This window comes from Xanthomonas sp. NCPPB 2866 (assembly GCF_041475745.2).
Classification (GTDB): domain Bacteria; phylum Pseudomonadota; class Gammaproteobacteria; order Xanthomonadales; family Xanthomonadaceae; genus Xanthomonas; species Xanthomonas arboricola.
The window spans coordinates 3,302,776-3,325,191 of record NZ_CM192975.1 but is presented as its reverse complement, the minus strand read 5'-3'; the positions used below and the strand labels follow the sequence as shown (position 1 = coordinate 3,325,191).

Below are 22,416 nucleotides of genomic sequence, written 5' to 3'. Positions count from 1 at the left end.
GGTAAATGCCGTGTCGTGAAGTGAAGCGCAGCCAGGTCGGCAGCGACGCCGGGTCGATCAACGCTTGCTGCCACTGAACAGCCGCAGCAGCGCCAGGATCGCGATCGCACCCAGCAACGCACCGAGGAAACCGGCCGGTTCGCCAGCGTGGTACCAGCCCATGTAGCGGCCGAACCAGCTGGCCACCACTGCACCGGCGATGCCCAGCACGATGGTCAGCAGGCAACCCAGTCGCTGCGTGCCGGGCGTGATGAAACGTGCCAGCAGCCCGACCACGAAGCCGACCAGAATGATGTAAAGCCAGCTGTCGTTACCGAAGAGATTGTTCATCGCAGGCACTGAGGGAAGTGGGAGCGGCAGACTAGCATTCGCCGCCACGGCAACCACATGTGCAGCGCCGATTGCCGCGACGGTGTTGGGGCTGCGTCCATGCGTGCGCCGCAACGCATGGCAAGGCCATTGGACCGCCCCGGCATGCGCGGGGCGGTCCAGGGGTCAATCAGCAGCAGCCATGCCCACCATGACGGGTGCCGCTGTCGGCCGCCACCGGCGAGCCGCTGGTCTCGCCGCGCAGGCAGGCGGCGTGGTGCTCGGCGAGCACCTTGGACACGCAGGCCGTGACCCGCTTGCCCATCGGGATATGCAGGAACTCGTTGGGGCCATGCGCATTGGAATGCGGGCCGAGCACGCCGGTGATCATGAACTGCGCGCCGGGGAACTTCTCGCCCAGCATGCCCATGAACGGGATCGAGCCGCCTTCGCCCATGTACATCGCCGGCTTGTCGAAGAACGCCAGGCTGGCGTCGTCGATGGCTTTTGCCAGCCATGGCGCCATCTCGGGCGCATTCCAGCCCGATGAGGCCTTTTCCAGTTCCAGGGTCACCTGTGCGCCGTTGGGTGGGTCGCGCAGCAAGGCCTCTTTCAGCAGTTCACCACAGGCCTTGCCGTCGGCAGTCGGCGGCAGGCGCAGCGACAGCTTCACCGCGGTCTGCGGACGCAGCACGTTGCCGGCCGACGCCAGCGGCGGCATGCCATCCACACCGGTGATCGACAGCGCCGGGCGCCAGGTGCGGTTCAACACCAGCTCGGTGAGGTCGTCGTGCATCGGCACCAGGCCATCGACCATCGGGAACTTGTCGAAGATGGCGGTATCCAGCGTCGCCGCCGCGGCCTTGGCCTGCGCCAGCCGTTCGGCCGGCACCTGCACATGCAATCCGTCCAGCAGGATGCGACCGCTGGCTTCGTCCTCGATCCGCGACAGCAACTGGCGCAGCAGGCGGAAGCTGGACGGCACCACGCCGGAGGCATCGCCCGAATGCACGCCTTCCTCCAGCACCTTCACGCTCAGGTTGCCGCCGGTCAGCCCGCGCAGCGAGGTGGTGCACCACAGCTGCTCATAGTTGCCGCAGCCCGAATCCAGGCACACCACCAGCGATGGCTTGCCGATGCGTGCGGCCAGATGGTCGACGTAGGCCGGCAGGTCGTAGCTGCCGGATTCCTCGCAGGCCTCGATCAGTACCACGCAGCGCGCATGCGGCAGGCCCTGGGTGCGCAGCGCCAGTACCGCCGCCAGCGAACCGAAGATCGCGTAACCATCGTCGGCGCCACCGCGCCCGTACAGCTTGTCGTCGCGCAGCACCGGCTCCCATGGGCCGAGGTCGGCGTCCCAGCCGGTCATTTCCGGCTGCTTGTCGAGGTGGCCGTACAGCAGCACGGTGTCGTCGCCCGAATCGGCGCCGGTTGCCGGAATCTCGATGAAGATCAACGGCGTGCGGCCTTCCAGGCGCACCACCTCGACCTGCATGCCCTCGATGGCCTGCGCGCGCGCCCAGGTTTCCATCAGGGTGACCGCTTGCTCCATATAGCCGTGCGCGACCCAATCGGCGTCGAACATCGGCGATTTATTGGGGATGCGAATGTAATCGACCAATTGCGGGACGATCTCGCGGTCCCAGGTATCGCTGATGAATTGGTCGATCTTGGCGCTGTCCATGGAGGCTCCGAATACGTGACGTAATGGCACATTCTACGCCCGTGCCTGGGGGTAGGTATTTCCCTACAAGGCGGCGCGCAGTTCACCGGCTGTGTGAAAAGTTCGTTGGCGATAGGATTGCTGCATGTGGCGCGGGACACTGGCTCGGCCGGCAGGAATGCTGGCTAGGACCATCACCCAAGCCACAAGGAGCGTTGCAATGAAGTCATTTACCGTAGCCCTAAAGTCCCTGCTACTGGCGTTGCTGTTGTCCTCGAATGCGTATGCACTCGACAAGGTCGATATCAACACCGCGTCTGCTGAGGAATTGGACAAGGTGCTGACGAACGTCGGGCGATCAAAAGCCGAGGCAATCGTCGAGCACCGACAGGCAAACGGTCCCTTCAAGAGTGCCGAGGAACTGGCACTGGTCAAGGGCATCGGACTCAAGACGGTCGAACGGAATCGAGACCTGATCGAAGTGGGAGCCACGATGGCTCCCGCCAAGAAGGCTGCCAAGGGGGCGGCGGTGAAACCGGTGGGACGGCGTTAACGGGAAAGGATCCGAGATACGGTTCGACGCGAGGATGCGTGGCCGCAACCTAACTGGACAGGATGTCTGGGGGATGGCTGGAAGCCGACAAGGACGTGGAATCGCCCGGTGTTGCACTTGGATGTGCAGCCGGGCGTTTTTCGTTTTGGGTCCGCGTGGGTTGCGAGCGCACGCAAGCGTCTGCGACTGCAGGAAAGAGGCAGTCACAGCATGAAGCGCCGGTTACATCGTGAGGCGTCAATCGTTTTGTAGGTGTCGGCCCCATCCTCAAGTTTGAGGCTAGGTAGCAAGCCTGAGGGTCGGCAGCAGGCTTAAGTCACAGCATGACGGCCCGGGCGCCGCGCTTGCGGCACAATGCGCCCATGCAGCTGACAGACCTGAGCAGCCGGGTGATTCCGGCCACCGAGTACCGCCGTGAGCGGTGGCGCAATCAACTGGGCTGGACGCGCGAGATCCTGCGCCTCGGCGACGCCGATGCGTGGTCGCTACGCCTGTCGATTGCCGAGATCGAGCAGGATGCGGCGTTTTCCGCGTTCCCGGGCATCGATCGCGAGCTGGTGCTGTTGCACGGCAATGGCATGCGGCTGCAGTTTGGCGATGCTGCCAGCGGTAGGGTCAGCGACACCGACACAAGCACAGGCAACGACACCAGCACAGGCACCGATGCAGGCATCGGCACGGCTACTAGCGGCGGCGTCAGCAAAAGCGATAGCGGCAGTGGCAATGGCAATGGCAATAAGGCCAGTGGCGCTGACCAGGGCGACCATGCCGCCGGCGCCGCTGCCGACGTTCCTGGCAGCAGTCATCGCAGCTGCGAGTTGCTGCCGCCGCACCAGCGCGTCCGATTTGCAGGCGAGGAAACGGTACATGCCACGCTGCTCGACGGGCCGACCCAGGATTTCAACCTGATGTGGCGGCGCGGTCGGCTGCAGACCGAACTGCTGCACCGGCCGCTGGTCGGCACCATGCTGTTTTTCGCCGACCCGGGCAGCGCCTGGGCGATCCACCTGCTGGCAGGCCAGGCCAGCTTCGGGCGCGAGAGTGGCCTGCCACCGCTGGCTGCCGGCGATACCGCGTGGCTGAGCGCCTCCACACGCACGCGCCATGTGCTCGACGGCGGCGGCGAGCTGCTGGCGATCCGGGTGAGCCCGGTCTAGGGCCTTTCACGTATCTGCGAGCAGGGCGCGCCTCCTGGCACGCGCCCGGATGCATTCGTGTCAACGCAGACAAGCGACGGCATCGCTGTGCCAACTGGCTAGGGAACAGTGCAGGCGCCGGGAGTGGTTCCGGCAATTCCAGGGGGAAACCAATGAGTACCATCAGCTCGGTCGGAGCCGGCTATGCCGCCTACCCGTCCTATGCAAGCCGCAGTGCGACCAGCGGCAACGCCGCATCCGCCGCACAGGCGGAAAAAACCAATCCGCTGACGCAGTTGTTCAAATCCATCGATAGCGACAGCGATGGCAGCCTGACCGCGTCCGAGCTATCGACCGCGCTGTCGTCCAATAGCGATGACGACAGCAAGATCGACATCGACGGGCTGCTGAGCATGCTCGATCAGGATGGTGGCGGCACCGTCAGCGAGAGCGAACTGGCGCAGGCCTTGCCGCCGCCTCCGCCACCGCCGGGTGAGCAAGGACAGGATGTGCAGTCCTTGTTTGCCGGCCTGGACAGCGATGGCGACGACAGTGTCAGCAGCGGTGAATTGAGCACGCTGGTCAATGGCGACAGTGCGTCGAGCACGCAGCTGCTGGACCTGCTCGACAGCGACAAGAGCGGGGCGCTGAGTCTGCAGGAACTGCAGGAAGCGATGCAGCCACGCGATCCGCCGCCGCGACCGCCGTCATCGGCCGATGCATCCAGCAGCGACGGCACACAGCAGGCCTATGCAGCGTTGATGCAGATGGCCGTGGGGCAGTACCGCAGCATTGGCGGCAGCGCGACAACGAGCAATCTGGTCGATCTGGCAGCGTAATGCGGTGATAGAGAGAATGGGGAAGCCGGAGCGCGGTCCTGGATCAGCCGGTGCGTCTAGCGCGCAGCCACCGCAAGCAGGGATGTTGCGGATTTCAGCAGCAGACGCGCTGTGGTATCTGCGTAATCGCTTTGTTGAGCGCTTTTGGCGGGGCCGCGTGCGATGGTTCAGTACACGTCGCGGCGATAGCGCCCGCTGCCCAGCAGTTCCTGTCTGACATCGGCTCCGAGGATGCAATCCAGCGTGCGGTCGAGTTCGGGTGCCATGCCGCGCAGACTGCCGCAGACGTAGATGCAGGCATCTTGGTCGATCCAATGATGCAGGCGATCGGCGGTTGCGGCCAGCGCGTGTTGGACGTAATGCGGTGGCTGTGGTTGATCGCGCGAGTAGACAAGCTCCAGGCGTTCGATCCAGCCGTCCTGATGCCACTGCTGCAACTCGTCGGCATACAGCGCGTCGTGCGCGGCATTGCGTTCGCCGAACAGCAGCCAGTTGCGCCGCGCGCCGGCTGCGATGCGTGCACGTAGATGCGCGCGCAGACCGGCGATGCCGGTGCCGTTGCCGATCAGCAGCATCGGCTGGTCGGGTGCGGGCGGGTGGAAGCCGGGGTTGCTGCGCAAGCGCAGCGCGATGGCTGCGCCGATCGGTGCATGGACGCAGAGCCAGCCGCTACCCAGCCCCAGGCTGCCGTCGGCGTGCCGATGCTCGCGTACCAGCAGTTCTGCATGGCCTTCCTCGGGGATGGAGGCAAGCGAATAGTCGCGATGGGGCAGGGTGGCCAAACTGCGCACCAACGCATCTGCGTCTAGTGGTGAAGTTGTGCCTGTGGCTGTTCCCGTAGCTGTATCAGTGCCTTTACCCGTGTCCGTAGTTGGGTCGATTCTGGCTTCGGCTTCGGCTTCGGCGCCAGCACTAGCACTAGCTCTGAGGCTGGCACCGGCATCCACATCGATACCGAGAGCGGCATCGGTATCGATGGGAAGTTGCGCGCCGCCGAGCCAGTCGCGCAGGGGGCGGCCGTCGATCTGCTGCGCGCCATCGTAGTGGTTACGCCGCAGCCAGGACTCGACCGCATCCGGGGTGTGACGCGGTGCGATCTCCGCGATGTCGCCTGCGCTCCACTGCGGCAACGCGCCATCGCATGGCGTCAGGCGCAGCCGGTAAATTGGCGCACCCGCACTGCCGGGATTGACGTGGACACGTTCGCGTAGCTGCCAGGTGGTGTAGGTGGGCAGGCTCCAGTCGGGTTGCGTCGCCAGTGCGGGTGCCAGTTCCGCCAGACGGCGTTGCCAGCGCTGCAGGGCGTTGGGGTCAGCGTTATCGACCTCGATGCGTTCGAACAGGCGAGCGGCGCCGCGCGCCTGCAGGCGATCGTCGAGGCGTCGGCCGAACGCGCAGTAGTGCGCGTAACCACGGTCGCCAAGCGCCAGCACTGCGTACTGCACCGCCGTCAGATCCTGCGCGTGGTCGGCAAGCCAGGCGCGCTCGGCGGCCTGCGCATGGTCGGGCGCATCGCCCTCACCGGTGGTGCTGACGATGCACAGCAGCCGCGGCACGCGTGCGAGTTGATCGCTATCGACGGCTTCGATCGGCAGCGCATGCGCACCGACGCCGGCCGATTGCAGCGCGGCAACGCTGCGTTGCGCCAGCTCACGCGCAAATCCGGTCTGGCTTGCCCAGACGAACAACACGCCGCTAGCGTCTGCGCGTTGTGCGCCGACGCGCTTGCGGGCACGCAGCAGCACGACCGCGCACAGGCCCAGATACATTGCCAGGCCGAGCGCTGCCAGTTGCCAGCGATGCGGCGTGGGTGGGCTCCACCATGCGCCCTCATGCAGGCCGGCCAGCCAGCCGACGATGACCGTAAGCGCCAGCAGAACCAGCCCGTTACCCAGCCACACGCGTGAGGCGGCGCTGCTCATGACGCGGACAGGTGGCGTTCGAATGCCGGGCTCATGGATTCGAGCAGGATGCCGTCCTTGCGTGCCAGGAATCGCACGGCCAGGTCCGCCTTGCGCGCATGGGCAAGACCGGCATCGGCGCCAAGCACGGTCATCGCGGTGGCCCAGGCATCGGCCTGCATCGCATCGGGCGCGAGTACGGTGACCGCCGCAGGGGCATGCGGAACGGGCGCGCCGGTGCGTGGGTCGAAGGTGTGCGTATAGCGTGTGCCGTCGGCATCGAAGCGGTGCCAGCGATCGCCGGAGGTGGCGACCGCCAGACCGTCCAGCACCAGCACGCGTGCCGGCAGCGCGCTGCCGGCGTCTTCGTCGGGGGCGGATTCGACCAGCACGCGCCACGCGCTGGCATCGGGCTTGCGTCCGTAGCCGAACAATTCGCCGCCGACCTCGATCAATGCACTGTCGATACCCGACTGCAGCAATGCGCGATGCACGCAGTCCACACCGAAGCCCTTGGCGATGCCGGACAGATCCAGCGCCGCTGCGCCCGGCTGCAGCACACGCTTGCCATCCAGCTGCAGGCGTTGCCAGCCGCAACGCAGGCTCGCCAATGCGATCGCCTGCGCTTCCGGCACACGCCGGCGCGTGCCGGCGGCGCCGAAGCCCCATAGCTCGACCATCGGGCCAACCGTGGGATCGAAGGCACCCTCGCTGGCCTGTGCGGTCTCCAATGCTGCGCTCAGCACTGCGTGGAATTCGTCGGGCAGGTGATGCCAGCTGCCCGCCGGTGCGCGGTTGTAACGGCTGATATCCGAATCGGCTTCCCAGGTACTCATCTGCGCGACCACGCGATCCAGCGCGGCCTGGATGCACGCATGCAAGGGGTGCAGATCGCGTCCGCGCGGCGCCACCAGCTTCACGCTCCAGGTGGTGCCCATGCTGCGGCCGCCGAGCGTGGCAATGGCGTGGTCGGCGGAAGACGATGCGGGCATGGACGGGTCTTATGAGGATGGGGCGGCAGGATGCACGCTGTGTGCGCTCCTGCCGCGTGCCGGCAGATTACTGCGGCAATACTTCCAGGGTGGCGACATAGCCCAGGCGGCGCTGCTTGGCCTGCGGCAGCGAGGTCTTGGTGTCTTCGGTGGTGGTTTCCAGCCAGTACATGCCCGGCTCCGGCCAGGTCACGCTGAAGCCGCCCTTGGCATCGGTTTTGAGCTTGATCTCGTTCTGCGCATCGCGATAGCGGGTGCCGCCGCGCACGATCTCGATCTCCAGCCCGGCGGCCGGTTTGCCATCCAGCTGCAGCGTGAATTGTGCCGCTTCGCCGGCAACCAGATCGTTGGGATGGGTCACCGGAATCAACTCGATGCCCTTGCCGGCGGGCTTGAAGACCGTGGTGGTCGGCGCACCGCGGGTGACGAAGGTCTCCACCCGATTGAAGGACTGCGAGACCTGTAGATCCTGCGCGTTCTTCGGCACCTCGGTGGCGAAGCGGGTTTCGTCGCCACGCCAGCGCTTGGGCTTGCCGTCTTCCTTCCAGCTGGCGAACAGGCCGGCGTTGACGATGCTCAGCTTGTAGGTGCCCGGCTGGGTGAGCTGCAGGTCGAACACGCTGCGGTACTTGCCGGTGGCCGGATTTTCCGGCTTGAGCGCGCTGCCATCGGGCGCGGTGATGCTCAGGTTGTCCAGGCGCAGCGGCACGTGGTTGAAGTAGAACAGGTCGTTGGACACCGCTGCATCCACGGTGATCCACGGCGCCTCACCGGCGATGACGGTCTGCGACGGCAGCAACCAGGCCTTGTGGGCGAGTGCGCTGAGCGGCAGTGCGGCGAGCATGGCGATCAGGACGAGCGAACGTTTCATGACAACTCCTTGAAGGACGATGAGGACAGTGGGTCACGTGTCTGATCAGCGCGCAGGTATGGCGCTGCGTGGATGCGTGGGAAGCGAATGTGTCTGGCAACGCGATGCATTGCGCAGCTGCGCCGTGGCCGGCCGCGTGTGCTGCGCGCGGCCGCCATCAGCAGGCAATGCTCAGGGTTTTGCGACCAGGCTGATGGCGCCGAGCTCGCTGCTGCCGCTGGCCTTGGCGGTCTGCGCAGACTTTGCCGGCCAGGTAAAGGGCACCTTGACCAGCTCGCGGCCGCCGACCTCGCGCGCGGCTTCCACCACCAGCGTGTACTGGCCGGGCGGCAGCGACTTCAACGCGCCCTTGGTGTCGGAGAACGACAACGCATGCGCGCCGGCCGGACGGGTGGGGCCGGTGACGCCGTCGACCGGCACCTCGAGGGTGCGCCCGCTCTTGCGCCACCACTGGCGCAGGTCCGGCAGCCACTTGGTGCCGTGGCCTTCGGCGGTGTCCTTGGATTGATACCAGACCGCCAGATTGGCGGCGACCTTCTGGTCCGCACCTTCCAGCCAGATCGCCACGTATGGGCGGTGATATTCGGCGACGTTGAGCTTGGGGATCTCGACGTTGATGTCGAGCGTGGCGGCGTATGCCGGCATGGCGAGCAGGCCGCTCAGGGCGATGGTCAGGGTGGCGCGCATGATCGTCTCCGGTAGGAAAAAGTCAGTGGATCAACAGCAGGGCGAGCAGCAACGGAATCAGCAGACCCAGGCCGACCAATGGCCAGGTCATGCGGCGCTGGCGCGCATGCAGATGCAGCAGGAACAGCCCGGTGATGCAGAACACCAGGCAGGCGATGGCGAACACGTCGATGAACCAGCCCCAGGCCGGCCCGGCATTGCGTCCCTTGTGCAGATCGTTGAGATAGGCGATGGCGCCGCGCCCGGCACGCTCGTATTCGATCGCGCCGGTGCCGCGGTCCAGGCTCAGCCAGGCATCGCCGCCAGGACGCGGCAGCGCCAAATACACCTCGTCGGCCGACCATTCGCCGGCACGCGTGCCGATGCTGATATCCAGCTCACGCCCCAGCCATTGCGCCACGCGTGGCGGCAGCGGGGCATCGCCGTCCTCGCGGCTGCCCAGGGACTTGAGCAGGGCCGGCGGCAGCGTGAGCGTGCGGTGTTCGGTCGAGGGGCTGGCTTCGATGCGCGCGGCATGGTTCAAGGTCAGCCCGGTGATGGCGAACAGCAGCATGCCGATCAGGCACAGCGCCGAACTGATCCAATGCCATTGATGCAGCATGCGCAGCCAGAAACCGCGGCGTTGCTGGGTGGTGGCAAGAGTGTCGTTGGAGGTCGCCATGGCGCGCTCAGGCCACACCCGCCGCAAGCGACGGCTGCAGGTAAGATTGCCGCGCGGCCACTTCGCCCAGCAACGCGCGCAGACGTGGCTGCGTTGCACCCGCCAGCAATGGCGTGAGTTGTTGCAGGAAGCCGGCATGCCCGCCGGCGATCGCACGGCGCATCCATCGCTCGGCCTGATCGATGTCGCCGGCGTCTGCGAGCAAGGTCGCGTAACCGGCCTGGCCGCGGAAATCGCCGGCTTCGGCGGAACGTCGGTACCAGTGGCGCGCGGCGACCGGATCGGCAGCGCAGGCCAGGCCCTGGTCGAGATAGCGCGCCACGAAGTTCATCGATTTGGCATGTCCGCGTTCGGCGGCGGTGCGATACAGCGCCAACGCCTGCGCGTGGTCCTGCGCCACGCCGCGGCCGGAGCCGTACAGATGGGCGAGGTTGTACATGCCCCAATCCAGCCCATGCTCGGCGGCGCGGCGGTACCACAGCGCCGCCAGCACCTCATTGCACGCGGTGCCGAAGCCCAGTTCGTGGCAGCGCCCCAACTGGTTCATCGCTTCCGCATGCCCGGCATTGGCGGCGACCTCGTACCACAGCATCGCCATGGCTGGATCGGCGGGGATGCCGCGGCCTTCGGCGTAGAGCTGGGCGAGCAGCAGTTGCGCCGCCAGATCCTGGCGCTCGGCGGCCTTGCGCAGCAGCGCGACCGCGCGATCGGGCTGCGTGCGCAGCAGCTGGATCAGCTGCGCCGGGTCCAGTGCGGGCTCAGACATCGGCCCACTGCCGCAGCAGGTTGTGATACACGCCGGTGAGCTGGATCAGCGACGGATGGCCGGGGGTGTCCTGGGTGAGCCGCCGGATCGACACGTCCAGTTCGAACAGCAGGCGACGCTGCGCATCGTCGCGCAGCATGCTTTGGGTCCAGAAGAAACAGGCGACACGCGCGCCGCGGGTCACCGGCATCACCCGATGCAGGCTGGTGCCGGGATAGATCACCAGGTGCCCGGCCGGCAGCTTCACCGACTGCGTGCCGTAGGTGTCTTCGATCACCAGCTCGCCGCCGTCGTAGCTGTCCGGGTCACTGAGAAACAAGGTGGCCGAAACATCGGTGCGCACGGGATCTGCGCCGCCGCGACTGCGGTCGTAGCGGATCGCGTTGTCGACGTGGTAGCCGAACGATTGCCCGCCGCTGTAGCGATTGAACAGCGGCGGATAGATGCGCCGCGGCAAGACCGCCGAAAAGAATGTACTGCTGCGTGAGAGCGCGTCCAGTACCAGCGCGCTGGCCTCGCGTGCAATGGCGCTGTCTTCGGGCAGTTGTGCGTTGTCCTTGGCCTGCGCCGACTGATGGCCGGCGGTGATGCGGCCGTCCGCCCAGTCGGCCGCGTCCAGCCGCGCGCGCAGCTCGGCGAGCTGGGCGGTGCTGAGAACATCAGGAATGGGCAGCAACATGCGGTGGTCTCCACGCCGCCCGCGTCGTGCGGACGGCGTGCCAGTGGGTCAGAAACTGAAGGTGGCGCTCAACACCGCCGAGCGGCCTTCGCCCGGAAGTGCCCAGCCGCTGCCGGCGGTGACGGTGCCGGCCGCATTGACGGTGAGGTTGTTGCGCACGCTGGTGTAGTACTCCTCGTCGAACAGGTTGTTGACGTTCAACTGCAGGCTGAGCCAGTCGTTGACGCGCAGGCCGACCATCGCGCGGTGCACCCAGTAGTCGTCGGTCTTGCGATAGGCCGCGGCCGAGGCGTTGTTGGGATAGAAACCGCCCTGATAGGTGACGCCGTAGCCGAAGGTCCACTGATTGAGCGTATAGGTGGTCCAGATGTTGCCGGCATTGCGCGGGGTCTGCACCAGGTCGCGTCCGGCCACCGGGTCGCCGGTGAGGCTCTCGGTGCGGTTGGACACGCTCTGCAGCACTTCGCTGTCCAGGAACGTGTAGTTGGCGAAGATCGACCAGCGGTCGGTCAGATAACCGGCGGCGCCGAGCGCGATGCCGTCCACGCGTGCCTTGCCGTCCAGCACCTGCTCGGGGATCAGCGGATCGCCGCTGTTGACCTTGTAGTTTTCGCGCTCGTTGCGGAACAGCGCAGCGGTCAGTGCCAAGCGCTGGTCCAGCACGTCCCACTTGCCGCCCAGTTCGATGTTGACAGCCGTCTCCGGCTCGACATTGCAGTTGGCGCCGGCGGTGGCCGTGGCGATCGGCGTGCACGAGCCGTTGACCGAGGCCTTGGACGGCGTCTTGCTGTTGGCGTAGGACAGATACAGGCTGGCGTTCTCGGCCGGCTTGAACACCAGGCCGGCGCGATACGAGAACAGGTCCTCTTCGCTGCCAGCCGGGAAGCCCGCGCTCACACCGGTGACGTTGCCGGCAGCGTTGACGGTGTAGGTGGTGCTGTCGCCTTCGTTGTGCTCGTAGCGGCCGCCCAGGTTGAGCATCCACTGTTCGTTGAACTGCAGCGTGTCGAACAGGTACACCGCCTGATTGGTCAGGCTGCCCTTGCTGCGCCCGGTGCGGAAGTAATTCTGCGGTCCGGTCCAGATGTTGTACGGATTGTCGAAGGACTGCACCGGGTAGGTGATGCCGGTGGTGGAGCCATCGGCATTGCGGAAGGTGGTGCCGCTATTGAGTTCGAAGTCTTCCTTGCTGAAGGCCACGCCTGCGACCACACGGTGCTCGATGGCGCCGGTATGCAAGGTGGCGGTCAGGTCGGTCTGGCTGTGCGCGATGAAGTTTTCCGTCTCGCGGACCAGGCCGCGCGGGCCGCTGTTGGGGTTCCAGCTGGCCGCCGGTTGGCCGACGCAGGCGCGGCCGGTGTACGGGTCGGTGCCGTTGGGCAGGCACCAGGTGCCCTGCGGTGCGGTGGCATTGGTGGTCTGGTCGACGCGCTGCACGCGCGCCAGGCTGCGCAGTTTGACGTTGTCGTCGAAATCCATTTCCAGCACGCCGGTCAGCATGTCCACGTCGATTTCCTGACGCGAGGTATTGCGGTAACCGAAGAAGGTTTCCGGGTCCACGCCCGGCAGCGGGCCGTCGTTGAATGGGCTGAGCGCGAACGGCACGCCGTACTGCGGCAGGTTGTTGTCGTGCTGGTGCAGGTAGCTCAGGGTGAAGCGGGTATCCGAGCCCAGGCCGAACGCCACCGACGGCGCAAAGCCCCAGCGATGACGGAACTCCTCGTCGCGCCCCGGCACGTCCTGGGTGTGGCCCATCGCATTCAGGCGCACGGCGGTGCCGTTTTCGAAGTCGTAATTGCTGTCGGCAGTCAGCCGGCCATAGCGGTCGCTGCCGCCACCGACCACGACGTGGGTGAAGTCGCCCTGGCCGGCGGTCTTGGTGACCAGATTGATGTTGCCGCCGACCGAGCCGGCGCCGGACATGGCCGAGTTGGCGCCGTTGATCAGCTCCACCGCTTCCAGGTTGAAGGTGTCACTGCGGCTGTACTGCGCACTGTCGCGCACGCCATCGGTGGTGATGTCGCTGCTGGCGGTGAAGCCGCGCAGGTTGATGCTGTCGCCATAGCCGCCGCCGCCTTCGCCGGCGCCGAAGGTGATGCCGGGCAGGGTGCTCAGCACATCGCGCAGCGACAGCAGGTTCTGCTGGTCCATGGTCTGCTTGGTGACCACGGTGATCGTCTGCGGCGTGTCGCGCAGCACCTCGGTGTACTTGGGCGAGGACGGTTTCTGCGCGCGTTCCTGCTGCACCCGGATGGCGTCCAGATCGACCGCGCCCGGAGGCGCCGGCGCATCGCCAGGCTGGGCGAGGGCAGGAGCGGACAGCGTCAGCAACACGGCCGAGGTGAGCGGGGAAATCCTGGGAGTCATGAGGCGTCTCGAAGAAGAAAGAGAGGCTCCGGCCTGGCGATGGCTCGGCGGATGCGGGATGGGAAGCGGATCGGGGAACGCGTGCCCGCTAGCCGGAGGCGGCCAGTCGGCCCGACCAGTCTCCGGACACGCACAGGCGCTGCGCAGCAAGGCGCATGCGGGGCAGGATCGGGAAAAAGGTGTCGAGCAGAGCTGGGCGCATGGGATCGCAGGGCAGGCCAGTTGTTAAGAAGGCCTGAAGGGCTGCGATCTTAAATGCAAATCATTCTTCTTTGCAATCTTTGTCGGCTACCGCCATGCACCGGGCAATCGCGCTGGCTGAGGTGTCAGGCCGTTGCGGCGATCCATGCGGGTTGCATGGGCAGCCGCGCGGGATTGCGCCTGGTGGTGGGCCAAGGTGTCGCTTGCTGGCGTGGCAGGCGCGTCTTCGTCCTGCGGGGCGCGGATCTGCGCACGCCGGGCACGCGCCGAACGGGACGGGACTGCGGATCAGTGTCCTGAGCGGTCTGCGCTCATGGCGGCCGTGTCACCCACGGGTCCGGCCGGTGTCAGCGGTCGTCGCGGGTCCAGATGCCGCCGTGTTCGCGCTTGACCGGGAACTTGGGCACCGCGGTGTAGGCTGGTGCGCACAGCGGGCGGCCGTCGCGGATGTCGAAGCGGGCGCTGTGCAGCAGGCACTCGATGCTGCCTTCTGCCGGGTCGAACGTACCCGGCGACAATTCGTAGTCTTCGTGGCTGCAGCGGTCTTCCAGCGCGTACAGCTCGCCGTCGAGGTTGAAGATGACGATCGGGGTGTCGGTCACCTCATCCCAGACGGTCTGCAGTTCGCCGGGCAGCAGCGCCTCGCTGGCGCAGACAAAGGTCCACGTGTCGCTCACGGCGCTGCGCCGCCAAGCGGTTTTTCCAGCACCTCGAAGCGCAGGTCCTGGCGCAGCGGCACGCCGAAACGCGCGTCGCCATACGGGAACGGTTTGAAGACGCCGGTGCGGCGATACCCGCGTCGCTCGTAGAACGCGATCAGCTCGTCGCGGATGTCGATCACCGTCATGCGCATCACCGGCAGCTGCCACTCGGTGTAGGCGATACGCTCGGCCTCGGCCAGCAGCGTCTTGCCCAGCCCGCCGCCCTGCAGCGAGGGATCCACCGCAAACATGCCGAAGTAGCCGGCACCGTGGTCGTCGGCGATATGCGCGCAGGCCCGCAGGCGCCCGTCCTGTTCGACCAGCAGCACCAGGCTGCGGTCGCGCAACAGGTCCTCGCGCAGCACCCCAGGATCGATCCGCGCGCCGTCGAGAAAATCGGCCTCGGTGGTCCAGCCAACGCGGCTGACATCGCCGCGATAGGCCGAGGTCACCAGCGACACAAGGGCGTCGATATCGTCGACGGTGGCGGTACGGAAGGTGGTGGTCTGCATGGGGAGCAGTTTAGCGGGAGTCGGGATTGGGGGTTCGTAAAAGCGTGAGAACGCTGTTTCTTGCACGGAGTCGGATGTCCGGATTGGGGCGTTGCTCTGTGTCTTGCCATGGGCACGTGCGCCAACGCACGGAGGTCTGGCGCACGCGCTGCAAGGCGGCGAAGGGGTCTTCCGAATCCCCAATGCCGAATCCCGAATCCCCAATCCCCGCCGTCAACCCAGCAGGCGACGCACCTTCACCAACGCAGCAACGAAGCGCTCGATCTCGTCATGCGTGTTGTAGAACGCCAGCGAGGCACGGCAGGTGGCGGCGACGCCGTAGTACTGCAGCAGCGGGTGCGCGCAGTGCTGGCCCGAGCGGACCGCGACGCCTTCCAGGTCGAGCAGGGTGGCCAGGTCGTGGGCATGCGCGCCTTCGATCAGGAACGACACCACCGCGGCCTTGTCCGGCGTGGTGCCGAAGATGCGCAGGCCGTCGATGCGCTGCAGTTCTTCGGTGAAATGCGCCAGCAGCTCGGCTTCGCGCGCTTCCACGTGCGCCAGCCCGACCGACTCCAGGTAATCGACTGCCGCGCCCAGGCCGATGAACCCGGCGATGTTGGGGGTGCCGGCTTCGAACTTGTGCGGGGCATCGTTGAACACCGTGCCCTCGAAGCTGACTTCCTTGATCATCTCGCCGCCGCCCAGGAACGGCGGCATCGCCTGCAGGTGTTCGCGTCGCGCCCACAGTGCGCCGGTGCCGGTGGGCCCGCACATCTTGTGGCCGGTGATGGCGTAGAAATCGCAGCCGATGCCGGCCACGTCGATACGCCGATGCGGCGCCGCCTGCGAGCCGTCCACCACGGTGACGATGCCACGCTTGCGTGCCTCGCGGCAGATCTCGCGCACCGGATTGACCGTGCCCAGCACATTGGACACATGCGTGATCGCCAGCAGCTTGACCTCCGGCGTCATCGCCTTGCGCAAGGCGTCCAGATCCAGCGCGCCGTCCGGGGTGATCTCGGCCACGCGGATGGTCGCGCCGGTGCGTTGTGCTACCAACTGCCACGGCACGATGTTGGCGTGGTGCTCCATGCGCGAGATCAGGATCACATCGCCAGCGCCCAGGCGCGGCAGCGCCCAGGAATAGGCCACCAAATTGATTGCAAAGGTCGTGCCGCTGCACAGCACCAGTTCGTCGGCACGCACGTTGAGAAAGCGGGCGAGCTTGCTGCGCGCGCCTTCGAAGGCGTCGGTGGCCTCGGTGCCCAGCGCATGCACCGCGCGGCTCACATTGGCGTTCTGACGGCGATAGAACTCGTCGGTTGCGGCGATGACCTGCAGCGGCTTCTGCCCGGTGTTGGCGTTGTCGAAATAGATCAGCGGCTTGCCATGCACCTGCCGCATCAGCAGCGGGAAATCCGAGCGCACGCGCTCCCAGTCCGGCGCGGCCAGTTGCGTGGCGGCGGGCGCGTTCATGCCACGCCTGCCGAGGCCAGTGCGCGGTCCAGCTGCAGCGCCAGCACCGCAGTCAGCGCGGCGGGGAGCACGCGCAGCGGCTCGTGGCAGAACGCCGCGCTCAACAGGCGCTGCGCCTCGGCCTGCGGCAGGCCGCGCGAGCGCAGATAGAACAAGGCATTGTCGTCGAGCTGGCCGACGGTGGCGCCATGCGCGGCCTGCACTTCCTCGGCATCGATCACCAGCACCGGCTGGGTGTCGATCTCGGCATTGGCCGACAGCAGCAGATTCTTGTTCGACAGCCGCGCGTCGGTGCCATCGGCGCCCGGGCGGATGTTGATGCCGCCGTGGAAGACCACCCGGCTGCGATCGGCACCCACGCCGCGCCAGACCAGCTCGCAGGTGGTGTCGCGTGCGATGTGCGCGATGCCCAGACGTGTATCGACATGGCGGCGGCCGTTGCCGAGCAGCACTCCATTGGCGGTGAGCTGGGCGTTGTTGCCTTCCAGGCGCACGTTGAGCTCGTGGCGCGACAGGTTGGCACCCAGTTCCAGGTCCACGCGCTGGTAGCGCGCATTGCGCGCCAGCACCGCATCGGTGCGTAGCAGCGACGTTGCGTGCGCGCTGTCAGCCTGCACGCGCGCATGCGACAGCACCGCATCCTGGGCCAGATGCACATGCATCAGGCTGTTGTGCAGATGCGCGGCATCGCCGACATGCAGGTGGTGCTCGACCACGTTCAGTGCCGCGCCGGCACGCAGTTCGATCAGGTGACGGTGGTGCCAGGACAGGTCGTGCTCGCCGGCCACGCCGATGAAGACCAGATGCAGCGGCGCCTCGATCTGCGCGCCGTCCTGCACGCGCACCAGCACGCCTTCGTCGGCAAGTGCGGCGTTGAGGCGCGCAAAGATTTCATCGCTGCCGTCGAAACGGCGGCCGAGCAACTGCTGCGCCTCGTCGCCGGCGGCCAGCGACGCTGACAAGGTGTCCAGCTGCACGCCGTCCGGCAGTGTCGACAGGTCGCTCAATGCGTCGGACGGGCGGCCGTTGACGAACACCAGCCGCGGGGACGGGATCTCGTCCAGCAGCGCGGCATCGATCAGCGTCGGCACCAGCGGCGCGGGCTGGAAGCTGCGCCGCTCCAGCTGCCGCAGCGAGGTGTACTTCCAGGCTTCGGCGCGCGGGCCGGGCAGGCCGGCCTGCAGCGCGGCATCGAGTTCGACCCGGCGCGCATCGTTACCGCTGAAGCCGCGGGCGAGGGATTCCAGCAGGGCGCTCATCAGGCAGCCGCCTCGGGCACCACGCGGTCCTTGAGGAAGTGGTAGCCGTGCTTTTCCAGCTCCAGCGCCAGTTCCGGGCCGCCGCTCTGCACGATGCGGCCTTCGGCCAGCACATGCACCACGTCCGGGGTGATGTAGTCGAGCAGGCGCTGATAGTGGGTGATCACCAGGAACGAACGCTCCGGCGAGCGCAGCGCGTTGACGCCGTCGGCCACGCTCTTGAGCGCATCGATGTCCAGTCCCGAATCAGTCTCGTCCAGGATGGCGAGCTTGGGCTCGAGCACGGCCAGCTGGAAGATCTCGTTGCGCTTCTTTTCGCCACCGGAGAAGCCTTCGTTGACGCCGCGATGCAGCAGCTCGTCCTTCAGATGCAGCACGGCCAGCTTCTGCCGCACCAGCTTGAGGAACTGCATCGAGTCCAGCTCGTCTTCGCCACGCGCCTTGCGCTGCGCATTGAGTGCGGCACGCAGGAAGTAGGTGTTGTTGACGCCGGGAATTTCTACCGGGTACTGGAAGGCCAGGAACAGGCCGGCGGCCGCGCGTTCTTCCGGCGGCAGCTCGAGCAGGTCCTTGCCTTCGAACTGCACGGTGCCGGCGCTGACCTCATAGCCGTCGCGCCCGGCCAGCACGTTGCCCAGCGTGGATTTGCCGGCGCCGTTGGGGCCCATGATGGCGTGCACCTGGCCCGGCTGGATGTCCAGCGACAGGCCCTTGAGGATGTCTTTGCCGGCAATGCTGGCGTGGAGGTTGTTGATCGTAAGCATGGGATTGGTTATTCGAAATTTGGGATTGGTAACAGCAGAAGAGCCGGGATGGCAGGGAGCGGGACGTTGCGAATCTCCAATCTCCAATGCCGAATCCCTGCAGGCAGCGTCAGCCGACGCTGCCTTCCAGCGAGACTTCCAGCAGCTTCTTGGCTTCCACCGCGAACTCCATCGGCAGCTCGCGGAATACCTGCTTGCAGAAGCCGTCGACGATCAGCGACACCGCGTCTTCCTGGCTGATGCCGCGCGCGCGGCAATAGAACAGCTGGTCGTCGCTGATCTTGGAGGTGGTGGCCTCGTGCTCGACGGTGGCGCCGGGATTCTTCACCTCGATATAGGGGAAGGTGTGCGCGCCGCACTGCTTGCCGATCAACAACGAATCGCACTGGGTGTAGTTGCGCGCGCCGTCGGCATTGCGGTCCACCTTGACCAGACCGCGATAGGTGTTCTGCCCGCGGCCTGCACTGATGCCCTTGCTGACGATCTTGCTCTTGGTGCGCTTGCCGATGTGGATCATCTTGGTGCCGGTGTCGGCCTGCTGACGGTGGTGGGTCAGCGCCACCGAGTGGAACTCGCCGACCGAGTCGTCGCCGATCAGCACGCAGGACGGATACTTCCAGGTGATCGCCGAGCCGGTTTCGACCTGGGTCCAGGTGACCTTGCTGCGCGCGCCACGGCATTCGGCACGCTTGGTGACGAAGTTGTAGATGCCGCCGCGGCCTTCCTCGTCGCCCGGGTACCAGTTCTGCACGGTCGAATACTTGATCTCGGCATCTTCCAGCGCCACCAGCTCGACCACCGCCGCGTGCAGCTGGTTTTCATCGCGCATCGGTGCGGTGCAGCCTTCCAGATACGACACGTAGGCCTTGTCCTCGCACACGATCAGGGTGCGCTCGAACTGCCCGGTATGGCCGGCATTGATGCGGAAGTAGGTGCTCAGTTCCATCGGGCAACGCACGCCCGCAGGAATGAACACGAAGCTGCCGTCGGAGAACACCGCCGAGTTGAGCGCGGCAAAATAGTTGTCGCCGACCGGCACCACGCTGCCCAGATACTGTTTGACGATCTCCGGATGTTCCTTGATCGCCTCGGACATCGAGCAGAAGATCACGCCCTTTTCGGCCAGTTCCTTGCGGAAGGTGGTGCCGACCGAGACCGAGTCGAACACCGCATCCACCGCCACGCCGGCCAGCCGGGCGCGCTCGTGCAACGGCACGCCGAGCTTGTCGTAGGTGTCGAGCAGTTCCTTGGGCACATCGTCCAGCGAGGCGTACTTCGGGCCCTTGGGCGCGGAGTAATAGCTCAGCGCCTGGAAGTCGATCGGCGAGACCTTCAGCTTCGCCCATTCCGGCATCGGCATCTTCAGCCAGTGCCGATACGCCTCAAGACGCCAGTCGGTCATCCATTGCGGCTCGTCCTTCTTGGCCGACAAGGCGCGGATGACGTCCTCGTCCAGGCCGGGCGGGAGCGAGTCCGATTCGATCTCGGTGATGAAGCCGGCGTCGTAGCGTCGGCCCAGCCGTTCGATAATTTCGGCATTCTGCGGGGGTGCAAGTTCGGTGGCCATTGGGCTGCCTACAGGGTCAGGTGGTCGCGACGCGTGCGGCGATGGAGCGCCGACGGCTGTCGCCAGGGAGAGAGAGGGGCTGCAACATCTGTGCGAGCGTGACGCGACGCAATGCATCGCCGACCACGTCGTTGATCAGGCGCCAGTTGGAACGCACCCCGCATGTCTGCGCGATGCCGCACTGGCTGTGGTCCTGGCTGCATTCGGTGATCGCCAGCGGGCCTTCCATCGCCTCGACGATTTCGACCAGCGTGATCTCGCTGGCCGCGCGCGCCAGCCGGTAGCCGCCGTGCACGCCGCGCAGCCCTTCGACCAGGCCCGCCTGCGACAGCGGCTTGAGGATCTTGCTCACGGTCGGCGCTTCCAGGCCGGCCTGCTCGGCAAGTTCGCTGGCGCTGAGCACCTGGCCGCAGCGCGCTGCCAGGACGGTCAACACGACGGTGGCGTAATCGGTGAGTTTGGTGACGCGCAACATGAGGAAGGCGATAAATCCTAAAGCGGACCGAAATTGTACGCTTTTAGCCAGGGCAGGGCCACCTGCCTGGTTCAGCCGCCGGCAAGCAGCAGCCGTTGCGGGTACTGCTGCGCTTGTGCTTGGCGCATCGTCGCGCTGCAGTCACAATGAGCGGCCCCATCACTGGACCCCTTCATGTCGCGCAAAGTTGCCGCCCGCAAGTCACGTATCCACGGCAATGGCATGTTCGCCCTCGCCGCGCTCCGCAAGGGCGAGCGCATCATCCAGTACAAGGGGCGCCTGCGCACGCACGCGGAAGTGGATGCCGATGACACCGGCGATGTGGAGAGCGGCCACACCTTCCTGTTCACGCTCAGCGACGACTACGTGCTGGATGCCAATTACGAAGGCAATGTCGCGCGCTGGATCAACCACAGCTGCAACCCCAATTGCGAGGCGGTGATCGAAGAGGCCGAGGGCGATGACCGCAGCAAGGACAAGATCTTCATCGAGGCCAAGCGCGCGATCAAGGCCGGCGAAGAGCTCACCTACAACTACGGCATCACCCTAGCCGAGCGGCACACGCCGCGTCTGAAGAAGATCTGGGCATGCCGCTGCGGGTCGAAGAACTGCACAGGTACGATGCTGCAGCCCAAGCGCTGAGCAGCAGTGTCCTGGCGCCGCACTGACGCGGCGCACACATCGATTCACTCGTGCGCAACAGGTACGCGCCTAGCGTGCGGGCTTCTTTTCAGTAAGGAGCTCCCGCATGTCGTATTCGCTCTCCGGCAAGACCATCGCAGTGCTGGCCACCGATGGCTTCGAACAATCCGAACTCATTGAGCCCAAGCGCCTGCTGGAATCCTGGGGCGCCAAGGTCGATGTGATTGCGCCCGGCGACGCTGCGCAGATTCGCGCCTGGAACAAAACCGATTGGGGCGATTCGGTGCCGGTGGACCAGCGGCTGGATCAGGCCAAGGTCGACAGCTACGATGCGCTGGTGCTGCCCGGCGGGGTGCTCAACCCCGATACCTTGCGCGGCGACGCCAAGGCGATCGCATTCATCCAGGCCTTTGCCAGTGCCGACAAGCCGGTTGCCGCGATCTGCCACGGCCCGTGGCTGCTGGTGGAAAGCGATCTAGTTCGCGACCGTGACGTCACCTCGTGGTCGTCGGTCAAGACCGACTTGCGCAATGCTGGCGCACGCTGGCAGGATGCGGAGGTGGTTGTCGACGGGTCGCTGATCACCAGCCGCAAGCCCGACGATATCCCGGCCTTTACCGCTGCAGTGGCCAAGGCCCTGGTGGCCTGATCGGTCCCCTGCAACGTTGAGATGAAAACAAAGGCCCGGCGTGGTGATGCCGGGCCTTTGTCTTGATCCGAGGGCCGCTTGCGCAGACCGGCGCGACGGCATGACGGCGTGTTTCAAGCCATGCGTCGCAACTGGCGCGTCAGCTTATTTCCCGGACAGTGCAGCGGCCGGCACCAGTTGCTCGATGTTCTGGTTGAAATTCACCGCGACGCGGCCGTTCTGGATGCCGACCGACTCCACCTGCACATTGCCCATCACCGCTGCGATGGCCGGATCGATGCGATAGATCGGCTCCTTGCGCGCGTAATCGGCCAGCCAGGCGTTGAGCAGCTGGCGGGTGCTGTGGTCGAGTTTTGCACCAGCGTTGGCCGGCCGGAAATCATCGATGGTGGGCTGATCGAGATAAAAGCCCTGCTTGGCCGTGTCGTAGCGCAGTGCGCTGGTCAAGGTCACATTGCCGACCGGTGCAGGCGCGCCGCCGGCAGTGGCGAGCGCCAGGTCGAAGGCCATCTTGAGCCGGTCGCCCGGCGGCAGCGACAGTGCCGGATTGCTGACCGTCATCTCGACCAGGCCGCCCAGCGCATCGTGCGTTTGCGGGAAGCGGCCACCCAGGAATTGCTGCAGGTCGCTGCCCTGTACGCTGATCTGGTGTCCCTGGATCTGCGGCGTTGCCCACGCGCTGGTCGTGGGTAGCGCCAGAGCGAGGGCAAGCATGGATCCGGCAAGCGAACGCAGTTTCATCGGGTGACTCCGGCAACAGGTGC

General features: G+C 66.1%; 23 protein-coding genes. 5 read left to right on the top strand and 18 right to left on the bottom strand.

Annotation, left to right across the window (positions count from 1 at the left end; all coding sequences use genetic code 11):
- Positions 1 to 57: 57 nt before the first annotated feature.
- Both ACCQ04_RS14235 and ACCQ04_RS14230 read right to left on the bottom strand, forming a co-directional pair.
- Positions 58 to 330, bottom strand: a complete 273-nt coding sequence (locus ACCQ04_RS14235; protein ID WP_226427244.1) for a GlsB/YeaQ/YmgE family stress response membrane protein — start codon at positions 328 to 330, stop codon at positions 58 to 60.
- A 169-nt stretch (positions 331 to 499) separates the two neighbouring features.
- A complete protein-coding gene (locus tag ACCQ04_RS14230) occupies positions 500 to 1,993 on the bottom strand; it encodes a M20 family metallopeptidase (RefSeq protein ID WP_226427243.1) in 1,494 nt (497 codons plus the stop codon).
- Between the two features lie 157 nt (positions 1,994 to 2,150).
- On the opposite strand from ACCQ04_RS14230, the gene ACCQ04_RS14225 reads away from it, so the two are divergent.
- The 3 genes from ACCQ04_RS14225 to xopAW all read left to right on the top strand — a co-directional run bounded on the left by ACCQ04_RS14225 (position 2,151) and on the right by xopAW (position 4,500).
- The gene (locus ACCQ04_RS14225) at positions 2,151 to 2,525 is read left to right on the top strand and encodes a ComEA family DNA-binding protein (protein WP_016904771.1); all 375 of its coding nucleotides are present in this window, start codon (positions 2,151 to 2,153) and stop codon (positions 2,523 to 2,525) included.
- A gap of 362 nt (positions 2,526 to 2,887) precedes the next feature.
- The gene (locus tag ACCQ04_RS14220; RefSeq protein ID WP_226427242.1) at positions 2,888 to 3,682 is read left to right on the top strand and encodes a HutD/Ves family protein; all 795 of its coding nucleotides are present in this window, start codon (positions 2,888 to 2,890) and stop codon (positions 3,680 to 3,682) included.
- Positions 3,683 to 3,834: 152 nt separating this feature from the next.
- Entirely contained in the window at positions 3,835 to 4,500 is a 666-nt protein-coding gene (gene xopAW / locus ACCQ04_RS14215) for an EF-hand domain-containing protein (protein ID WP_046343643.1), read from the top strand.
- A gap of 167 nt (positions 4,501 to 4,667) precedes the next feature.
- Here the strand turns inward: xopAW and ACCQ04_RS14210 are convergent, their stop codons facing one another.
- The 15 genes from ACCQ04_RS14210 to ACCQ04_RS14140 all read right to left on the bottom strand — a co-directional run bounded on the left by ACCQ04_RS14210 (position 4,668) and on the right by ACCQ04_RS14140 (position 20,361).
- Positions 4,668 to 6,422 (bottom strand): flavodoxin domain-containing protein, encoded by a 1,755-nt coding sequence (locus tag ACCQ04_RS14210; RefSeq protein ID WP_226427241.1) that lies wholly within the window; start codon positions 6,420 to 6,422, stop codon positions 4,668 to 4,670.
- Positions 6,419 to 7,393, bottom strand: a complete 975-nt coding sequence (locus ACCQ04_RS14205) for an FAD:protein FMN transferase (protein WP_226427240.1) — start codon at positions 7,391 to 7,393, stop codon at positions 6,419 to 6,421. Before ACCQ04_RS14205 ends, ACCQ04_RS14210 begins: the two co-directional genes overlap by 4 nt.
- A gap of 67 nt (positions 7,394 to 7,460) precedes the next feature.
- The gene (locus ACCQ04_RS14200; RefSeq protein WP_102253727.1) at positions 7,461 to 8,264 is read right to left on the bottom strand and encodes a DUF4198 domain-containing protein; all 804 of its coding nucleotides are present in this window, start codon (positions 8,262 to 8,264) and stop codon (positions 7,461 to 7,463) included.
- Positions 8,265 to 8,435: 171 nt separating this feature from the next.
- Positions 8,436 to 8,951 carry a DUF2271 domain-containing protein gene (locus tag ACCQ04_RS14195; RefSeq protein ID WP_039519819.1) on the bottom strand — a complete coding sequence of 172 codons (516 nt, stop codon included), beginning with the start codon at positions 8,949 to 8,951 and terminating at the stop codon, positions 8,436 to 8,438.
- A 22-nt stretch (positions 8,952 to 8,973) separates the two neighbouring features.
- Positions 8,974 to 9,612, bottom strand: coding sequence for a PepSY-associated TM helix domain-containing protein (locus ACCQ04_RS14190; RefSeq protein WP_226427239.1), 639 nt, complete (start codon positions 9,610 to 9,612; stop codon positions 8,974 to 8,976).
- Positions 9,613 to 9,619: 7 nt separating this feature from the next.
- Positions 9,620 to 10,378 carry a tetratricopeptide repeat protein gene (locus ACCQ04_RS14185; protein ID WP_226427238.1) on the bottom strand — a complete coding sequence of 253 codons (759 nt, stop codon included), beginning with the start codon at positions 10,376 to 10,378 and terminating at the stop codon, positions 9,620 to 9,622.
- A complete protein-coding gene (locus ACCQ04_RS14180; RefSeq protein WP_054591444.1) occupies positions 10,371 to 11,057 on the bottom strand; it encodes a Fe2+-dependent dioxygenase in 687 nt (228 codons plus the stop codon). The genes ACCQ04_RS14185 and ACCQ04_RS14180 overlap by 8 nt, the downstream gene beginning before the upstream one ends.
- Before the next feature lie 48 nt (positions 11,058 to 11,105).
- Positions 11,106 to 13,424, bottom strand: a complete 2,319-nt coding sequence (locus ACCQ04_RS14175; protein ID WP_065032568.1) for a TonB-dependent receptor — start codon at positions 13,422 to 13,424, stop codon at positions 11,106 to 11,108.
- A 548-nt stretch (positions 13,425 to 13,972) separates the two neighbouring features.
- A complete protein-coding gene (locus tag ACCQ04_RS14170) occupies positions 13,973 to 14,302 on the bottom strand; it encodes a non-heme iron oxygenase ferredoxin subunit (protein WP_024938766.1) in 330 nt (109 codons plus the stop codon).
- Complete coding sequence (locus tag ACCQ04_RS14165) at positions 14,299 to 14,838, bottom strand: GNAT family N-acetyltransferase (RefSeq protein ID WP_226427237.1); 540 nt, start codon at positions 14,836 to 14,838, stop codon at positions 14,299 to 14,301. Before ACCQ04_RS14165 ends, ACCQ04_RS14170 begins: the two co-directional genes overlap by 4 nt.
- 213 nt (positions 14,839 to 15,051) lie before the next feature.
- A complete protein-coding gene (locus ACCQ04_RS14160) occupies positions 15,052 to 16,296 on the bottom strand; it encodes a cysteine desulfurase (RefSeq protein ID WP_024938768.1) in 1,245 nt (414 codons plus the stop codon).
- On the bottom strand, positions 16,293 to 17,555 hold the full coding sequence (gene sufD, locus ACCQ04_RS14155) for a Fe-S cluster assembly protein SufD (protein WP_226427236.1): 1,263 nt from the start codon (positions 17,553 to 17,555) through the stop codon (positions 16,293 to 16,295). Before sufD ends, ACCQ04_RS14160 begins: the two co-directional genes overlap by 4 nt.
- Positions 17,555 to 18,319 carry a Fe-S cluster assembly ATPase SufC gene (gene sufC, locus ACCQ04_RS14150; RefSeq protein WP_039519836.1) on the bottom strand — a complete coding sequence of 255 codons (765 nt, stop codon included), beginning with the start codon at positions 18,317 to 18,319 and terminating at the stop codon, positions 17,555 to 17,557. Before sufC ends, sufD begins: the two co-directional genes overlap by 1 nt.
- Positions 18,320 to 18,428: 109 nt before the next feature.
- Positions 18,429 to 19,886 (bottom strand): Fe-S cluster assembly protein SufB, encoded by a 1,458-nt coding sequence (gene sufB, locus ACCQ04_RS14145; protein ID WP_024938771.1) that lies wholly within the window; start codon positions 19,884 to 19,886, stop codon positions 18,429 to 18,431.
- Between the two features lie 16 nt (positions 19,887 to 19,902).
- A complete protein-coding gene (locus tag ACCQ04_RS14140) occupies positions 19,903 to 20,361 on the bottom strand; it encodes an SUF system Fe-S cluster assembly regulator (RefSeq protein WP_016902345.1) in 459 nt (152 codons plus the stop codon).
- A gap of 174 nt (positions 20,362 to 20,535) precedes the next feature.
- Here ACCQ04_RS14140 and ACCQ04_RS14135 point away from each other — a divergent pair, with 174 nt between their 5' ends.
- Both ACCQ04_RS14135 and ACCQ04_RS14130 read left to right on the top strand, forming a co-directional pair.
- On the top strand, positions 20,536 to 21,003 hold the full coding sequence (locus ACCQ04_RS14135; protein ID WP_016902346.1) for an SET domain-containing protein: 468 nt from the start codon (positions 20,536 to 20,538) through the stop codon (positions 21,001 to 21,003).
- 106 nt (positions 21,004 to 21,109) lie between these two features.
- On the top strand, positions 21,110 to 21,652 hold the full coding sequence (locus tag ACCQ04_RS14130) for a type 1 glutamine amidotransferase domain-containing protein (protein ID WP_046343621.1): 543 nt from the start codon (positions 21,110 to 21,112) through the stop codon (positions 21,650 to 21,652).
- A 144-nt stretch (positions 21,653 to 21,796) separates the two neighbouring features.
- Here ACCQ04_RS14130 and ACCQ04_RS14125 read toward each other — a convergent pair whose 3' ends face one another.
- The gene (locus ACCQ04_RS14125; RefSeq protein WP_016902348.1) at positions 21,797 to 22,393 is read right to left on the bottom strand and encodes a YceB family lipoprotein; all 597 of its coding nucleotides are present in this window, start codon (positions 22,391 to 22,393) and stop codon (positions 21,797 to 21,799) included.
- Positions 22,394 to 22,416: the final 23 nt, after the last annotated feature.

Coding starts and splice junctions, on each gene's coding strand:
- ACCQ04_RS14220 (WP_226427242.1), top strand. CDS start 2,888: ATGCAGCTGACAGACCTGAGCAGCCGGGTGATTCCGGCCACCGAGTAC.
- ACCQ04_RS14210 (WP_226427241.1), bottom strand. CDS start 6,422: ATGAGCAGCGCCGCCTCACGCGTGTGGCTGGGTAACGGGCTGGTTCTG.
- ACCQ04_RS14205 (WP_226427240.1), bottom strand. CDS start 7,393: ATGCCCGCATCGTCTTCCGCCGACCACGCCATTGCCACGCTCGGCGGC.
- ACCQ04_RS14140 (WP_016902345.1), bottom strand. CDS start 20,361: ATGTTGCGCGTCACCAAACTCACCGATTACGCCACCGTCGTGTTGACC.
- ACCQ04_RS14135 (WP_016902346.1), top strand. CDS start 20,536: ATGTCGCGCAAAGTTGCCGCCCGCAAGTCACGTATCCACGGCAATGGC.
- ACCQ04_RS14125 (WP_016902348.1), bottom strand. CDS start 22,393: ATGAAACTGCGTTCGCTTGCCGGATCCATGCTTGCCCTCGCTCTGGCG.
- ACCQ04_RS14165 (WP_226427237.1), bottom strand. CDS start 14,838: ATGCAGACCACCACCTTCCGTACCGCCACCGTCGACGATATCGACGCC.
- sufB (WP_024938771.1), bottom strand. CDS start 19,886: ATGGCCACCGAACTTGCACCCCCGCAGAATGCCGAAATTATCGAACGG.
- xopAW (WP_046343643.1), top strand. CDS start 3,835: ATGAGTACCATCAGCTCGGTCGGAGCCGGCTATGCCGCCTACCCGTCC.
- ACCQ04_RS14230 (WP_226427243.1), bottom strand. CDS start 1,993: ATGGACAGCGCCAAGATCGACCAATTCATCAGCGATACCTGGGACCGC.
- ACCQ04_RS14195 (WP_039519819.1), bottom strand. CDS start 8,951: ATGCGCGCCACCCTGACCATCGCCCTGAGCGGCCTGCTCGCCATGCCG.
- sufC (WP_039519836.1), bottom strand. CDS start 18,319: ATGCTTACGATCAACAACCTCCACGCCAGCATTGCCGGCAAAGACATC.
- ACCQ04_RS14185 (WP_226427238.1), bottom strand. CDS start 10,378: ATGTCTGAGCCCGCACTGGACCCGGCGCAGCTGATCCAGCTGCTGCGC.
- ACCQ04_RS14160 (WP_024938768.1), bottom strand. CDS start 16,296: ATGAACGCGCCCGCCGCCACGCAACTGGCCGCGCCGGACTGGGAGCGC.
- ACCQ04_RS14200 (WP_102253727.1), bottom strand. CDS start 8,264: ATGAAACGTTCGCTCGTCCTGATCGCCATGCTCGCCGCACTGCCGCTC.
- ACCQ04_RS14225 (WP_016904771.1), top strand. CDS start 2,151: ATGCTGGCTAGGACCATCACCCAAGCCACAAGGAGCGTTGCAATGAAG.
- sufD (WP_226427236.1), bottom strand. CDS start 17,555: ATGAGCGCCCTGCTGGAATCCCTCGCCCGCGGCTTCAGCGGTAACGAT.
- ACCQ04_RS14190 (WP_226427239.1), bottom strand. CDS start 9,612: ATGGCGACCTCCAACGACACTCTTGCCACCACCCAGCAACGCCGCGGT.
- ACCQ04_RS14235 (WP_226427244.1), bottom strand. CDS start 330: ATGAACAATCTCTTCGGTAACGACAGCTGGCTTTACATCATTCTGGTC.
- ACCQ04_RS14175 (WP_065032568.1), bottom strand. CDS start 13,424: ATGACTCCCAGGATTTCCCCGCTCACCTCGGCCGTGTTGCTGACGCTG.
- ACCQ04_RS14130 (WP_046343621.1), top strand. CDS start 21,110: ATGTCGTATTCGCTCTCCGGCAAGACCATCGCAGTGCTGGCCACCGAT.
- ACCQ04_RS14180 (WP_054591444.1), bottom strand. CDS start 11,057: ATGTTGCTGCCCATTCCTGATGTTCTCAGCACCGCCCAGCTCGCCGAG.